The organism is Corynebacterium lizhenjunii (assembly GCF_011038655.2).
Taxonomy (GTDB): domain Bacteria; phylum Actinomycetota; class Actinomycetes; order Mycobacteriales; family Mycobacteriaceae; genus Corynebacterium; species Corynebacterium lizhenjunii.
On the sequence record NZ_CP064954.1, the window covers coordinates 279,694 to 295,061 of the forward strand.

Sequence of the window (15,368 nt, forward strand, 5' to 3'; positions counted from 1 at the left end):
CCACGGCGGCCAAAACAGGCAGCCGGAGGGGCTAGACGTGCGGGCTCAGCGCAATAGTCGGTGTAGCGCTCCAAGCCAGCGGCGCAACCCAGCGCAACGAGTAGCGCGGGCAGGCAACGCGGGGCGCAATAGGCGGCGACAGCGCAGCACCCACAGTCCCACGGCAGTCGAAAACAGGCAGCCGGAGGGGTTAGGGGTGAGCGGAATGGGTTTAAGCGCGCAGTGTGGGCAGGGCGGCTAGCCTCACTCGCGGTGCTTCGGCACGTTCTGGCGGCTAGGTGGGGAGAGGCGCGTGTCGAATTGCGTGGAGGCTAGTTGGCGCTCGGCATCGTCGACAAGGCGGAAGACATCATCGGCGAAATAACCTTGAAGGCCTCCCGGACCGATGCTCCTCTTTCGCAGGACCCCGGACTCAGTCAGTGACTCCAACGCAGCGCGAGCAGCAGCAGTGGATGAAGTGCCCAGGAGGGACTGGACGCTCGCCACCGTGACCAAGGGAGTGGAGGGAAGACTATCAAGTACCCGGGATTCGGTGGAATCGGAGCGTAGAGCTCGCGACAGTCCCTGCTGCTTGCGGTAATCATTGACCCGATCGGTCCAATCAGCCTCCAATGCGGCGACATCTTGGGCGATTTGGGCGGCCTTCTCCGCTGCGATTTCAGCGGCATCGACAAAGAAGGCTATCCAGTCGAGCACCTCTCCGTTTCGGAAGGCGGTAAGGCCATCAACGTAACGGTCACTCAGAGTTCCCAGAACCATACTGATGGGCAGGACTGCAGCCTGGGTCAGGCCGCGGCGTTGGAGCACAGTGTGGATCATCGCTCGGCCTACACGGCCATTTCCGTCCGGGAAGGGATGAATGGTCTCGAACTGCGCATGGACGAGTGCAGCCTGCACCAAGGCGGAGTGGTCTGCACCGTTGAGGTAGGTGAGGAGGTCTTCGAGAAGACCTTCAACCTCCTCTGGAGGTGGTGGTACGAATGCAGCCGTCAATGGGTGGTAGTTCGAACCACCAATCCAGTTCTGGGTGTGGCGAATTCCTTTAAGCTGAGTCTCCGCGACAAGGCTGGATTGCATGGTGATGAAATCTTCGAGCTCGAGTACATCCTTATCAGCGAGCTGAGGGTTAAGGTCGCTAAGGATACTGACATTGCGCGCCACGGCTGCCGCAGCGGCCGAGAAACCGGCAATGTGCTGTGAAGAACTGCCAGCGAGGACTGCCATGGCTACTTTGTCCGAATTAGGCGCGTAGCCCTCAATGCGGGAGGACGCTACAGCCTCGGAACGTAAAAGTAGCCGGAAAACGGCTTCCAGCGACAAAGGGTTATTGTAAGCCGACAGTCGGTGAATAGTGCGCTCGACGAGGACGATCCGCTGCGAGAGCTCAGCAGGAAGTCTAACAGCCAATGACGCGAGAGTATCGGGAACGAAGGCATGGTAGGTCCCGCCTTGAGAGTCCGGAGCCATCAATCGGGATCCAGTGCAACTTAACGTGCCGGGCCATTATCAACTCCTTGATACTCTGCCTGCGTGGATGCACTGCCTGCGTGGATACACTGTCTGCTTGGGGTGCCACCTTAAGAGTTATCTAGGTGGATTACGTGAGCAGTTTACTAGGTTAAGAGTTATCTAGGTGGATTACGTGAGTAGTCTGCTGGGTTAGGGCTTAACCTGTTCCCGTGCTCAGTGCACCGCCCCGTGCGCATGGCAAAGGCATTGCGGCCAGTACACGCTGGCTAATCAGGCTCATCCCGCCCGGTGCGCATGGCAAAGGCCCGCGCCCCATAAAAGAAGGGGACACGGGCCTTGCCTTACTGGGCACTCACCGGTGGCTTACGCACGGCTGGCAGCTGGGCGCACCCAAGCGACGCAGTACGGCAGCTGGTGGCTGGGCGGCATCGGAAAGCTAGGCGCTGGGGTAGGTGCCCTCGGGGGTGAGGCGGACGGAGGCATCGAGAAGCATGGCAATCTCGGCGGCCTTGTCAGCGGCGACGGTGCCGTAGCCGGGGATCTCCACCGGGGCAGAGCCGGCGGGCAGACGACGGCCCTCAATGACCTCAAACAGCGGGGCACGCCCCAGCATGCCGGCCTCGAAGCGGTCGTGGCCGGCGGCCAAGCGGGCCTCGGCGCGAGCACGCCAGGTGGCGGCAGCCTCGGCGCCGCGCTGCTGCTCGACAGCGGCCTCGAAGACGCCAGGGTGCGCGTACACCAGCAGCGCGCCCACGTGCCCGAAGCCCAGGGAGGTCAGTGCGGCCGCCAGGACCGGGCGGTCGGCAGCGCCGACGTCCAACGGGGAACGCAGCCACACTAGGTTCTTGGCCTTGGCCTCGATCAGCGGGTCCACGCAGTCCAGGGACGCGTTGGCCGGAATCTGCCCGGTGCGGAAGACGTCCAGGATTCCACCGGTCTGGAACAGTGCAGCGCCCGCCTTGGAGTGGCCGGTAAGCGTCTTCTGGGAGATGACGAACAGCGGCTGGTCCGCGTCGCGCCCAATCGCCGGCCACAACAGGGAGTGCAGCTCGGACTCGTTGGGGTCGTTGGCGTTGGTGGACGTGTCATGCTTGGACAGCACGGTGACGTCGTTGGGGCTGAGCCCCAGTCCGCGCAGGGAGCGCGCCAGACGGGAGTTCTCGCGGCCACGGCCAGCGCCGAGCGCACCCAGGCCGGGGGCCGGGATGGAGGTGTGGGCGCCGTCGCCGTAGGAAGCGGCGTGGGCGACCACGCCCAACACGGGCAGGCCCAGTTCGGCGGCAAGCGAGCCGCGCACCAGCAGCACGGTGCCGCCGCCTTCGCCTTCGAGGAATCCGCCGCGGCGGCGGTCGTTGGCGCGGGAGATAAACCGTGGGTCGATGCCTTGGGCGGTCATCGCGGCGGTCTCCGCGGTGGCGTTCATGTCACCGAAGCCGGTCAGGGACTCAACTTGCACGTCGTCGATGCCGCCGGCAACCACTACGTCGGCCTTACCCAGGGCGATTTTGTCCACGCCTTCTTCAATAGACACGGCGGCGGTGGCGCAGGCACCGATGGGGTGAATCATGGAGCCGTAGCCGCCGACTAGCGATTGCATGGTGTGTGCGGCGATGACGTTGGGCAGCGCCTCTTGCAGGATGTCGGAGGGGCGCTCCTGACCCAGGAAGCGCGACACGAAGACCTTGTGCAGGGATTCCATGCCGCCGATACCGGTGCCTTGGGTGGTGGCCACTTGCCCCGGGTGGATGCTTTGCAGCAGCTCTGCGGGGCTAAAGCCGGCGTTGATGAAGGCGTCCACGGCGGTGACCAGGTTCCATACGGCCATGCGGTCGAGGGCGTCGAGCATGTGCTCGGGGATCCCCCATTTGGCAGCGTCGAAGTCGTCGGGCATTTGGGCGGCGACGGTGCGCGTGAGGGTGGCCTTGCGTGGAACGTGTACGGTGGCGCCGCGGCGGCGGGTGACCAGCCATTCGCCGTCGACTTCGGTGGCGGTGGTGAACTCGGGGTCGGCGTCGATGATGTCGTGTGCCTCCTCAGCGGAGGCGACAGCGAAGGTGACGTCGCGGTCAAGGAACACCGGGGTCAAGTCGATGGATCCTTGGTCTACCAGGTGGTACTTGTCGGTGAGGGTGCGCACGCCGGAGCGGGCAACGACCTCGTCGCGGAAGCGGGCGTAGATGTCTTCCTCGGCAATTTCTTCGCTGGTATCACCCACGAACCAGGCGGGGTGGGGGTCTTCGCGCCATTGCACCAGGCCCATCATCCACGCGAGTTCGAGCACGCCGGCGGCGGTTAGTTCCACGGAGCCGTCGCGTTGGATGCCGTATTCGGCTTCGAAGCGGGTGCGCCCGGAGCCCCAAGAGCTGACTTCGCCGATGCCAGCGATGACCACCATGTCTTCGAGGTCCGTGGCTACCGTGCCGATGCCCCCGTCCAGGCCAGGTTGTACCGGCCGTGCGGGGCTGGGCAGGGCAGCAATGGTGCTTGCCGATGCCCCCGTGGGTGCGCTTGCAGTCCCGGTTGCGGTGGTTGCGTCGGATGCGGTTGCGGAGTCGGCCGCGGTGGATGCGTCGGTAGCGGCGGCATCGGCGGCGGCATCGGCAGCGAGGGCAGTTAGGGAGACGCCCTCAAGACCACCGGTGAGGTCGGCACTGAGCGGAGCCTCGGCGGCCTGGGCGCGGGCATCCGGGCTGGCCAGGGCGAGCAGCTCGGAGGAGATTTCCTCCGGGGTCCACACGTGGATGCCATTCTTTTCGGCGGTGGGCACCAGGGCGTCGTTGCCGCCCATGAGGTGGGTGCCGGAGACCCAGCCGATAATCGCCTGGGCCAAGGTGATGCCCGCGGGCCAGCCGGCTTCGACGTGCCACTTGGCCACGATGGCATCGAGGGCGGCCTTGACCTCACCGTATGCGCCGTCGCCGCCGAAGGTGCCGCGGTTGGGCGAGCCCGGCAGCACCACGTGGCAGCGGGTGTCCACGCCGGCCTGGGCCAGACGCGAGAGCCCGGCGATGGTGCGCTCAACCGACCACAGCAGCAGACGAGTTTGGGACTCGGCCTGGCCGCCGGCTTCCGCCAGCGAGCCGGAGACCGACGGTGCGGCAAAGGGGAAGGCCAGGGTGGGGATAAGGGCCGGCTTGAGGATCTTGACCTCGTTGCCCACGGATTGGCGCTGTTCGGAGCCGATCCACTCGACCAGGGCATCGACGTCGCGGTAGCTCGATAGGTTGGCCGGGACCAGCCACAGGGCCGCGCCGGGTGCAGCGTGGGTGGCGTAGAGCTGGCGGGCGAATTCCTTGCGTGCCTGGGTCACGGAGGACGCGGTCATGATGACGGTGGCGCCACCGGCGAGCAGTTTTTCGACCAGGGCGGTGGCAATCGAACCAGGGGCCGCGCCGGTGACCAGGGCGATGTCCTGGCTGTATTCGGCAGCCGGGGCATCGGTGGCGGCCTGAGCGATCTCACGCAGGGTCTCGCGCACGGGCGCAGAGACGGTGTCCTGGGCTGCCCACCAGGTTGCTTGCTTGGCGATAGTTTGTCCCGTGCCTTGGAAACGCGCTACCGGCAGGTCTGCGTGGCCCAGGGCTACGCGGGCGAGGTCTTCGCGGGCACTGGCCCAGCGGTCATCGAAGAGTACCGCGCGGGCGGCGTCGAAGGCCGGGGTGACCGAGGCCAGCCACTGGGAGCCGAGTTCGGCTTCGATGGCGTCGATGGCGGTGGTATCGGGAAGCTCAGCGGCTTCCTCGGGTTCGGTGATGCCCAGCTGGGTCAGCAGGTGGCGGGCCGTGGAAGCCAGCACGCCATCGGGGCCGGTGACGGTGTCCGCGAAGGCATCGAGTGCGGCGGAATCCACCACGGCACCACCGGAGCTGGACCCGCCGGAGTTGAGCGAGACGGAGACGTTGTGGGCCTGGGCGACGGCTTGGACGGCGGCATCGATCAGCTCGTGGGCCTGGGCGGCGCTGCTGACCGCAGTCGGCAGGGTGGCTAGCGTTCCACCGCGCACGGAATCCTCATCGCGGGTGCCCAGCAGTAGTTCGGCTTCGACGTGGGCCACCCAGCTAGCGGGCAGGGACCAGGTGCCGGTCACCCGGTCAGCCACGGCGGCCGGCTTGAGGCCAGCGGCGCCGAAGAGGCTGCGCAGGCGGGCGGCGACGGCATCGCCAAGCACGGAGCCAAAAGCGCTGTAGCCGGGGGCAGCGGTGGTGACTTTTTCGCGCAGGGAGGTCACGTCGGCATCGGCGGCGCCGTCGATGGCGGGCACGCCAAGCTCCGCGGACATGTCCATGAGCAGCTGGTTGCGGCGCGAGGAGATGCCGTTGGTCAGCTCCTCGATGGTGTCCGAGGCCAGAATCTGCTCGCGGCGGATCTTGTTCTGGAAGGCGAAGAGCACGTCGATGGCGTCCGCGGCGCCAAAGGCCAACTCCGGGGCATCCGCGCCAGATCCGCCGCCAGCAGCTGGTGCAGACGCACCAGCTGGAGCAGCGGAGGCAGCAGGAGCGGCGGTATCGGCAGGGTCGGCAGCTGGTGCAGGTGCACCAGCTGTAGTCGCGGAGTCAGCCGGGGTGGCGGCATCGGCAGCTGGTGCAGGCGCACCAGCTGTAGCCGCGGAGGAGTCAGAGGAGTCGGTGGTGGGAGCGGCAGGGGCGGGGCGGGAGTCAGCCAACATGACCTGATCCTGGTCGCGCTCCACATTGAACACAGCAATGCGCCCAGCCGGAACGCCGGCAACATCGAGGGAACGCGTAGCCAAGTTAGTCAGGGTCGGCGAGGACGCCAAGCCGACTTCGATAATCTGCTCCACGCGCTCGAAGAGCAGCTCCTGGGTCTCAATCCAGCGCACCGGGGAAGCGAACTGCCAGGACAGCAGCTCGATAAGCAGCGTGCGTGCTAGCTCCTGCTCGCTGAGCGTTTCTGCGCGCAGACCATCCAAGCGGCCCGACGGAGCCAGCGGCGCAACTGCGTCGACGAACTCCTGCGTCAGCTCGAAGGGACGTGCCACTAGGTTGGGGATATAGCGGCCTACCAGGGCATCCAGGTCGAGCTCGCGCGGCAGCAGCTGGTCCAGTTTTTCAGCAAAAGCCGGCACGCCATCGCGCAGCACCCGCGAGTGGAAAGGCACGTCAATGCCCGGCACCAGCACCGCGGCGCGCGGGTGGGCGGCGGTAGCGCGGGCCACCAGCTCGGCCAGGCCGCGCTTGGTACCCGCAACGGAGTACTGCTGGCCGCGGATGTTGTAGTTGACAATCTCCAGAAACTCGCCGGTGTCTGCGCCCACGCGGGCGACATAAGCGTCCACGTCAGCGGCGTCAGCACCCACCAAGTTCGGGCGCAGTGCGGCCATGGCGTACTCGGAGTTGCCCTCGGCATCGCGCGGGACCAGCGAGCCCATCGCAGAACCGCGCGAGTAGACGATGTCAATAACGCCCTCGAGGTCAAAGATGTTGGCCAAAGACGCCAAGGCGGTGTATTCGCCCAGGGAGTGGCCGGCGTAATAGGAGGCACTCGCCGGGGCCAAAGCATCGGCGGCCCGCAGGCGCTCAGTCTGGGCGTAGGCCACCACCGCCAGGGCCACCTGGGTAAACTGCGTCAGGTGCAGCACGCCCTGCGGGTGACGGAAAGTGGTGCCGCGCACGTTGAGCACTGTGGGGTTTTCATCAATAATCTGGGTGATGCTAAAGCCCAAGTTCTCCCGGGTGTGCCGGTCAGCGCGGCGCCAGACCTCGCGGGCAGCCGGGCAGGCAGCGCGATCGCCAGCGCCCATTCCCACAGCCTGAATGCCCTGGCCGGGGTAGACATAGGCGGTGCGCGGAGCCGCCAGCAAGGCCTGGCCACGCGAGACCACCTCGCCATCAATCCGGCAGGTGACTTCCAGAGCGGCGTGGATGCCCTTGCGGCCCACGCGCTCGACGGTGATTTCCACCGTGTCTTCGAGCTGCACCATCCCATACATGGAGTAGGTCCAGCCCACCACCGTGCCGTGCTTGGCAGCCAGGTGCTGGGCAGTGGCAGACAGCCACATGCCGTGGACCAGCGGGGCGCGCAGATTCACCAGCTGCGCCGCGTTATAGGAGGTGTGGATGGGGTTGTAGTCACCAGAAACCAGCGCAAAGGCCGTCATATCCGCCGGGGCGGTCACGGTGCCGCGGTCCACAAAGGACCGCGGGGTGGCCTCAATCAGCTCCGCTGACTTACCGCCGCCATATTGCGGCGCCGGCACCGGCGCGGCGTTGCCGTGGGCCCGGCCGCGGATGGCAAAGCGCTGCGTTTGGGTGGCAACCACCTCACCGGTGGCGGCATCGGCAAGCTCCAAGTCCACAGTGACCACCCGGCCGGAGACGGACTCTGCAATGCTGGAGCACTGCGAGGTCACGTTAATGCGCCGGGAATTAGCCAGCTGTGCCAACGGCACCCGCACATCCACCACGTGGTCCAGGTGCACGGCGTTGAGCAGGCCCTCGATGACGGGGTAGCCATCTTCCAGCAAGCCCGAACCCAGCGCGGTGTAGATAGCCGGCCAGCACGGGCCCACCAGCACATCCGGGGTGCCCACCGGCACCGGGCCGGCAGACTCGGTGTTCTCCAGCGCCGCACCGGTGACGTTGGTGTGCGCGTGCAGCAACGAAGCCGGCAGGGTAAAGGAGTAGTGGGCCTGGCCGAAGGGAGCGGACTCGCTCACAGAATCCGGATCAATGACCGGCATCTGGGAGATCTCATCGCCCTGCTCGGCCACGGAGCCCACGCCGGCGAGGCCTTCGAGCAGCTCATAGACTGCCGCCGGCAGGCGCTCCTCAGAGACCACCGGCGAGCCGCCTGTGGCCACATCCTCCGGCAAATCCACCGGCACCGTCACAGACTCCACATAGAAGGGGCGCTGGCCCTGCGGCAGCTCATCCCAGTAGGAGTCGGCGTGGATGACGATGTTCCAGTTGCCCTCGGCGTCCTGGCTGAGCTCGAAGGCGTCCTCATCCATGGCGTAGGCCGGGTTGGCCATCAGGTGGCCATGCCACAGCAGCGACGGCGCGTTGCGCAAGAATTCCTCTGCGGTGCGCGCGGACCGCAGACGGGAGAAGACCTCTTCGGCTTGGGCGCCATCGGCAGCCAGGGCATCGGTGGTGGCCTGCTCAAAGCGGCCCAGCAGCTCAGCTACCGGCTCATTTTTGCGGGTAATGCCCGCCACGGCCACGGGGCCGGGGATAATGCGCACCTGGTCTGCGGTGTAGCGCTCATCCTGGGCCTGCCACAGCGTGTCCTTGCCAAACCACACCTTGAGGTCGCCATCAATGGCTGGCACCCACGGCATGGGCTTGACGTGCTTGTAGTGCAAGGTGATCCACCATGCGGCATCGCGCGGGGAGACCGTGGTGTGCGCGGCCTGCGGGTAGGCCGCCAGCAGGGTGGCGGCGGCTGCGGGGGCATCGGCAACGCCTGCAATATCCGGGAAGAGGGTCTCAATCTGCCCGTGGTCTGCGCTGTGCAGGCGGGCCTCCACGCGGTGGAGCAGGTCAAAGAAGCGGTCATCCCAGGTCGGGTCCACAAAGGGGTACGCCAATTCCACAAAGCGCTCCACCCACTGCGCGTAGGTCATGGTCTCGACGTCCCCAAAGTAGGGCTTGGCTGTCTTGTTCAGCGCGGCAATGATCTCCTCGCGGTGGGTCGCGTAATCCTCAATATCAAGGGAGGTGATCAGGCGCGAGGCGGCGGCGAAGGAATTATCAATGTCGTGAATATCGGCCAGCAGGTGCGACTGGGAGGACGCCACGCCCTGGGTGCCCTGCCCGCGGCCCACCCAACCGCCGTTGTCCTCCAGGGAAATACCCGGGGTGGATACCAGCAGCTCCTTGACGGAATCCGTGGCCTTGGCTTCCTTGGTGGCCATGGCCACCGTGCCAATGAATACGCCATCGACTGGCATGGCCGGCAGGCCGTAATCCTGTGACCACTGGCCGGTCAGGTAGGTCGCGGCGCGCTCTGGGGAATAGATGCCGCCGCCAACGCACAGCACCACATTGGCGTGGTCGCGCACCTGCGCGTAGGTCTCTAGCAGCATGTCGTCGAGGTTGACCCAGGAGTGGTGGCCACCGGCGTGGCCATCTTCGACCTGGATAATGATGTGGTCATCTGGGTTAGCCGCTGCAATTTGCAGCACCGCCCGAATTTGTGCCGCGGTGCCGGGCTTGAAGGCGATGTAGGGGAAGCCGTCGGCGTGGAGTTGCGCGAGCAGCTCCGTGGCCTCGTCGACTTCTGGGATACCGGCGGAGATACACACGCCATTAAACGGCGCGCCGGCCGCGCGGGCCTTGGGCACAATGCGCGCCTGCCCGAACTGCAGGTTCCATAGGAAGCGGTCGAAGAACATGGTGTTGAACTGGGCGGTGCGCCCCGGGCGCAGGTGTTTTTCCATGACCTGGCGGTGGGCGGCGAAGACCTCCTCGGAGTACATGCCGCCGCCGGCCATCTCCGTCCAGTAGCCGGCGTTGGCGGCTGCGGCCACAATCTCGCCGTCGGCTGAGGTGGGCGTCATGCCTCCGAGCATGATGGGCGACAGACCGGTCAGGTCCGATAGGCGGGTTTGGGTGTAGGTGCCGCCGCCGGGCAGACGCACCAGCCGCGGGGCAAAGTCGCGGTAGTCCACCGCGCCGGGCAGTTCATTGCCCGGGGTGGCCAGGCCGTCGCGCTGGGCGGCGGTGGCTACCGGCACCACGGCCGTGCCGCTGCCGTGCACCAGCGGTGCGCTTAGCCGCGCCAGGGCTTCCTCAGTGGCCAGCAGGTAGCGGGTGCCTTCTGCCACCGCCGCCAGTTCCTGGGGCCAGTCATGCTGCTCTACCAGGATGTCCTCCGGCAAACTGTGCTTGCCGATGCCGCACTCCCGCGCCCATTCCTGCGTCAACTGCGCCGCCGGTGCCAGGCTGGGGTGGTGGAAGGGCAAGGCGACTGGCAGTGGGGTGAAGTTGGCCTGGAGTTCGTCGCCGCCGTGGGTGCGTGCCTCGAGGGCGGCGTTGTGTTCCGCGATCGCGGCCTCTAGCTGGGCGCGAGTGGCCTCCAAATCCTCTGGGGTGCCAGAAAGCGCGAAGGAGCGGCGGCCATTGCGCACCGCCACTGCGGCATCGCCTGCGAGGTGGGCGGCAATAAAGTCAGTGTCTAGCCCGCGCACGGCCAGCATGTGGGGGCGGGTGTCGCTAGCGCCATGGACCACGGCGGCGGCCGTGCCCATGAGCACGGCCAGGGTCAGGGCCTCCTGCGGGTCGCGCAGGGCGAGTACGCCCAGTGAGCCTTGGGAGTGGCCGGCGGCCGGGAGCTGTTGCGGGTCAAAACCCAGCTCACGGAAGTGCTCGATGATGCCGATTTGGGCCAGCACAATGCCGGGCACGGAGTAGGCCGGCAGGGCATCTTCGGGACGGGCGGTGGCGTCGCCGCCGATGATGGCCTCCAGGCGCTCAAAGACCCCCGGGCACGTGGAGGCGATCTGGCGAGCCACCGGCCCGGTGGCGGTGCGGGCAGCGCGTAGGGTGGCGCGCAGGGCATCGGCAGTGTGGGGGGCTGCGGCGACATCGGCAAGCTGCTCCTGCCAAGGCGAACCTTGGCCAGCGAAGATGATGGCGGGCGGCTGCGGGGCGTCGAGCAGGGACTGCAGTGGCGTCAAAGACATGTGTTCCTCGGTCTTCCTCGGTCTTTTGAGGGGTGCGGGCGTGCACCCCGTGCTGAAAGTCCTGCGCTCCCTCGTTCCGCGCTTTGCTACGCGCAACAAATGAAGACGCAATTACGCTACCGTAGCCTACTTGGGAGTAGGTTAGCTGCACGACGGGCCAAAATGTGAGGATTTACTCAACTTTTTCGTGTTGTGGGCGCCCTGCACCCGAAAAATCCCGCGCCCGCACCGCGCGGAACACGAGCGCACGGTGCGGGCAGGGGGGGGGGCATCGGCAAGCTGAAGCCCACGCGAAACCTAGGAACGGGTCTCCAGCAGCTTGAGCAGGTCAGCCTGTACCTCGCGGCGGCGAATCTTGCCCAGCTGATCCTTGGCCAGGGACTCAAAGTGGTAGAAGGTGCGCGGAACCTTGTAGCGGGTCAGGCGCTCGCGGGCGAAGCTCTTCATGCCCTCCGGGTCCAAAGCAGCACCGTCGCGCAGGATGACGCACGCCACCACGTCCTCAGAGCCGTCGGCGCGCGGGCGGCCCACCACCGCCACATCCACCACATCCGGGTGGTCCATGATGGTCTCCTCCACCTCCGCTGGGTAGACGTTGAAGCCGCCGGTGATGATGATTTCCTTGATGCGCGAGACCAGGCGAATGAAGCCATCTTCTTCCATCACGCCCATGTCGCCCGTGCGGAACCAATCCTTGTGGAAAGCCGCGGCCGTGGCCTCCGGGTTGTTCAGGTAGCCCTGGAAGATCTGCGGTCCGCGCACCAGCAGCTCGCCCTCTTGGCCATCCGGCATGGTCTCATCCAAATTATCCGGGTTGGCGATGCGAATTTCCGTATCACTAAACGGAACCCCAATGTAGCCCGGGCGGCGCTGGCCATTCATGGGATTGCCAGCCAGGACCGGGGAAGTCTCCGTCAGGCCGTAGCCCTCCACCAACTGGCCGCCGCTGAGTTCCTCCCAACGCTCCACCGTGCGCACCGGCAAAGTGGCCGCGCCGGAGAAAGAATTGCGAATGCCCTCGATGGCCACGCCCTGCTCCTGCGCAGCGGCAATAATCTTCTCGTAGAGCGTGGGCACCCCCGGCACCCAGGTGGGGGTGTGTTTCTTCATCACATCCATAATCAGCGGCACCTGCGGCGCGGGCAGCATGACCAGCTCCGCGCCCACGTAGACGCCCAGCGTGGCCAGCATGGTCAGGCCATAGGCGTGGAATATGGGAAGTGCGGCCAGGAAGCGCTCCGGCTTATCGCCCAGGCCTGGCACCCAGGCCTTGCCCTGGATGAGGTTGGAGACCAAATTGCCGTGGGACAACATTGCGCCCTTGGGGGCACCCGTGGTGCCGGAGGTGTAAAGAATCAGCGCGATGTCCTCTCGGGATACCTCCGGATACTCCAACTCCTTGCCCGTACCGCCAATGGCCGCGCCAATCAACGCAGACCACGGCACTGTATTCGGGGCACTCACAGAAAGCTGCTCGCGCTTGGCGGTCACCGGCGGCAGCGGCAGGCGCAGCAGCAACTGCTTGGTGCGCGGCATGGCCTCGATCATGTTCACGGAGATAATCGTCTCCAGCGGCGTGGTGGCGCGCAGCTGCTCCAGCGTTGCCGCGGTCTTATCCCAGGCAATAGCCACACGGGCGCCATGGTCGGCGAAGAGACCCTCAAACTCATGCGCAGTGTAGAGAGGGTTGTGCTCCACCACGGTTGCTCCCAGCAGTTGCACCGCGTAGAACGCTGCCAGGTGTTGTGGGCAGTTGGGCAGCACGATAGCTACCTTGTCTCCAGGGCGGATGCCAAAAGCCTTCAGTCCCGCCGCCGCGGCGCGCACCTGCACGTCGAGCTCCGCGTAGGTTTGCGAACGCCCAAAGAACCAGGTCGCTGCCCTTTCGCTGTGCTTGTCCAGGTTGTCGCGGTAGACGTCCACCAGCGTGGTGTCCCCGTAGTCCAGGTGGTGCGGGGTCCATTCGCCGTAGTGTTGCAGCCAGGCCTTGGATTCATATGCTGACATGGGTCTTTCCTTCCATCGTGCGTATAGTTTGCAATATCTTATAAGGATCTGGACACGTGCGACCATCCGCCGCGCCGATGCCAGTAGTCTACCTACGCTCGCGTAGCCTAGTCTGCCGATGCCCCCGCCTCCTCCCGCGTTCCATTACCCCGGGCGGGCGGGCTGGTCTTTGCATGACCCCCTTAGTGCGGAAATCTCCTCTGGTCTAAGCCTAAAACGGCAGGTCTACGCGTTAAGGGTTAAATCAACCATATGCCCATGAGCCAAGTCAGGTTTTATTGACTCATTGCGCCCGAAGCTGGCCAAAATGGGCTGGCTTTGGGATTAATTCTCGGAAATGTGCAGGTAGAGAGACTGCGAGTTTATTTGACGCTTTCTTGCTTTTCTGCGTTTGTGGGTCTACTAATTTCGGCTTGGGTGGTGAGGTGGCGTGCGGTGTCGCGGCGGTGGAGTAGCCTTCAGTGACGCCGTAGCAGGATTGCCCGAGTTGGCGGCGGGATGGATGCGAGTTTTATTGATTCATTGCTCCGAAAATTGGTCAAAATGGGTCGATTTCGGCCTGAATTCTCCGAAACCTGCAGCTGAAAGGCTTACAAGTTTATTTGACGCTTTATTGCACCGCTGGTTAAATCAACCGTAACTCCTTGGGGAAGAAAGGGCCGAAGATGAGCAGTTCACGACGACAACGTGCAGAGCTTGAGTCACGGGTACGCAGGCTGATTAATGTGGGTAGGGAGCAACCCTGGCTTGAGTTCAAGGAGGACGGCCTGAGGGAGGGCGCGCGGATTGCGGAATACGTCAGCGCCTTGGGAAATTCGGCCTGCCTGAGTGGGGAGCCCGCGGGATATTTGCTGTGGGGGATTAGTGATTCGGGAGAGATAGTCGGTACAACCTTCGATTGGGAAGCTGCCAAGGGAAAGGGGAATGCTGACTTGAAGCCGTGGCTGACCGAAAAGATCAGCCCTAAGATAGATCTCACCTTTGACTCTCTGGAGATTGACGGGAAACGGGTCGTGATCTTGCGGGTCCCAGCGGCACGCGAGGCTCCGCTAACCTTTGAAGATAAGCGTTATATCCGAATTGATTCTTATAATAAGAACCTCATTAAGAACCCGCAGGCAGAGCGGCAACTTTGGCTGAAGTTGCAACAGTTCTCGAGGGAAAGTGAATTGGTGGCTTCTAACCTGGAGTCTAGTGACATTCTGGAACTGCTCAGCCGGGAGGCGTTCGTGATGAACCGAAAGGAACTGTTGCACCTCGAAGGTGAAGCTCTGGTGGAGACTATGCGGCGGGATGGTGCGGTGACATATACCCATGAGGATGGCTGGGGTATACCCCTGTGGTCGGCGCTCATGTACGCGCAGCATTTGTCGAGTTTCGATGGTCTGAATAGCTATCAGCCGCGTATTTTTCTTTATAGCGGCGAGTCGACCGACACATTTAAGCGTGAGAAGCGCTTCGACCAGGGATACGCCCTTAGTTTCGGAAGGGTGATTGAATTGGTATCTGCCACCGCTCCAGGTGGAGAAGGCTACGATAGTCGGTCGGGTCGCAGGATAGATGTCCCTACGTTGCCTACAATTGCCTTCCGTGAAGTATATGCAAATGCGCTTTTGCACCAAGACTTAAATGACACTGGGAAGTTTGTTACCATCTCGGTTTTTGCTGACAGAATTGAGGTGGCTAATCCTGGCACACCTCTGGTGGATCCGGATCGCTTTATCGACGCCGTCTCGGATTCCCGAAATCAGCGTTTGGGCGAGGCTCTCCGTCGTGCATACTTCGTCGAACAGCGGGGCAGCGGCTGGGATAAGATTGTGCAGTCCCTGGAAGAGGAGCATTTCCCCCCAGCTCTTGTTCGGGTAAATGGTTCAACAGTGGTTTCGCTTAGTGCATATCGCCCATATTCAATGATGAGCATGAGGGAACGTATGCAGGCGGTTTACCAGCATACGTGCTTGTCCTTGTTGCGGGCCCAGCCAGTCAATAATGCGTCAGTTCGGGCACGATTTGGACTCGATAGTAGCCACGCTGCGCAAGTCTCCCGGTTGCTTTCGGCTACAGTCGACGAAAATCTCATTCGACTGTATGACCCAGAAGCCGGACCTCGATCGCGTCGATATGTTCCGAACTGGGCAGCGTGAGGAGCTAATGGCTTGGCTTGAGAGTCTGGTGGCGATCTTTCTTGCTTCGTTACCTCGAAATCCGGCTAAACTGGCTCAATTTCGGCCCTGATCCCCCTAAA

4 protein-coding genes are annotated in these 15,368 nt (G+C 64.1%); 1 reads left to right on the plus strand and 3 read right to left on the minus strand.

Annotation, left to right across the window (positions count from 1 at the left end; all coding sequences use genetic code 11):
• Positions 1 to 243: 243 nt before the first annotated feature.
• The 3 genes from G7Y31_RS01325 to G7Y31_RS01335 all read right to left on the minus strand — a co-directional run bounded on the left by G7Y31_RS01325 (position 244) and on the right by G7Y31_RS01335 (position 13,123).
• Positions 244 to 1,407 carry a Fic family protein gene (locus G7Y31_RS01325; RefSeq protein ID WP_244977417.1) on the minus strand — a complete coding sequence of 388 codons (1,164 nt, stop codon included), beginning with the start codon at positions 1,405 to 1,407 and terminating at the stop codon, positions 244 to 246.
• Between the two features lie 499 nt (positions 1,408 to 1,906).
• Entirely contained in the window at positions 1,907 to 11,116 is a 9,210-nt protein-coding gene (locus G7Y31_RS01330) for a type I polyketide synthase (RefSeq protein ID WP_165011229.1), read from the minus strand.
• A gap of 297 nt (positions 11,117 to 11,413) precedes the next feature.
• Positions 11,414 to 13,123 carry a long-chain-fatty-acid--CoA ligase gene (locus G7Y31_RS01335; protein WP_165011230.1) on the minus strand — a complete coding sequence of 570 codons (1,710 nt, stop codon included), beginning with the start codon at positions 13,121 to 13,123 and terminating at the stop codon, positions 11,414 to 11,416.
• A gap of 665 nt (positions 13,124 to 13,788) precedes the next feature.
• Between G7Y31_RS01335 and G7Y31_RS01340 the strand changes: the two genes are divergently transcribed.
• Complete coding sequence (locus G7Y31_RS01340; protein WP_165011231.1) at positions 13,789 to 15,267, plus strand: RNA-binding domain-containing protein; 1,479 nt, start codon at positions 13,789 to 13,791, stop codon at positions 15,265 to 15,267.
• The last annotated feature ends 101 nt before the right edge of the window (positions 15,268 to 15,368 follow it).

Excerpts from the sequence above, each read along its gene's own strand:
- G7Y31_RS01330 (WP_165011229.1), bottom strand. The coding sequence starts at position 11,116 with ATGTCTTTGACGCCACTGCAGTCCCTGCTCGACGCCCCGCAGCCGCCC.
- G7Y31_RS01335 (WP_165011230.1), bottom strand. The coding sequence starts at position 13,123 with ATGTCAGCATATGAATCCAAGGCCTGGCTGCAACACTACGGCGAATGG.
- G7Y31_RS01340 (WP_165011231.1), top strand. The coding sequence starts at position 13,789 with ATGAGCAGTTCACGACGACAACGTGCAGAGCTTGAGTCACGGGTACGC.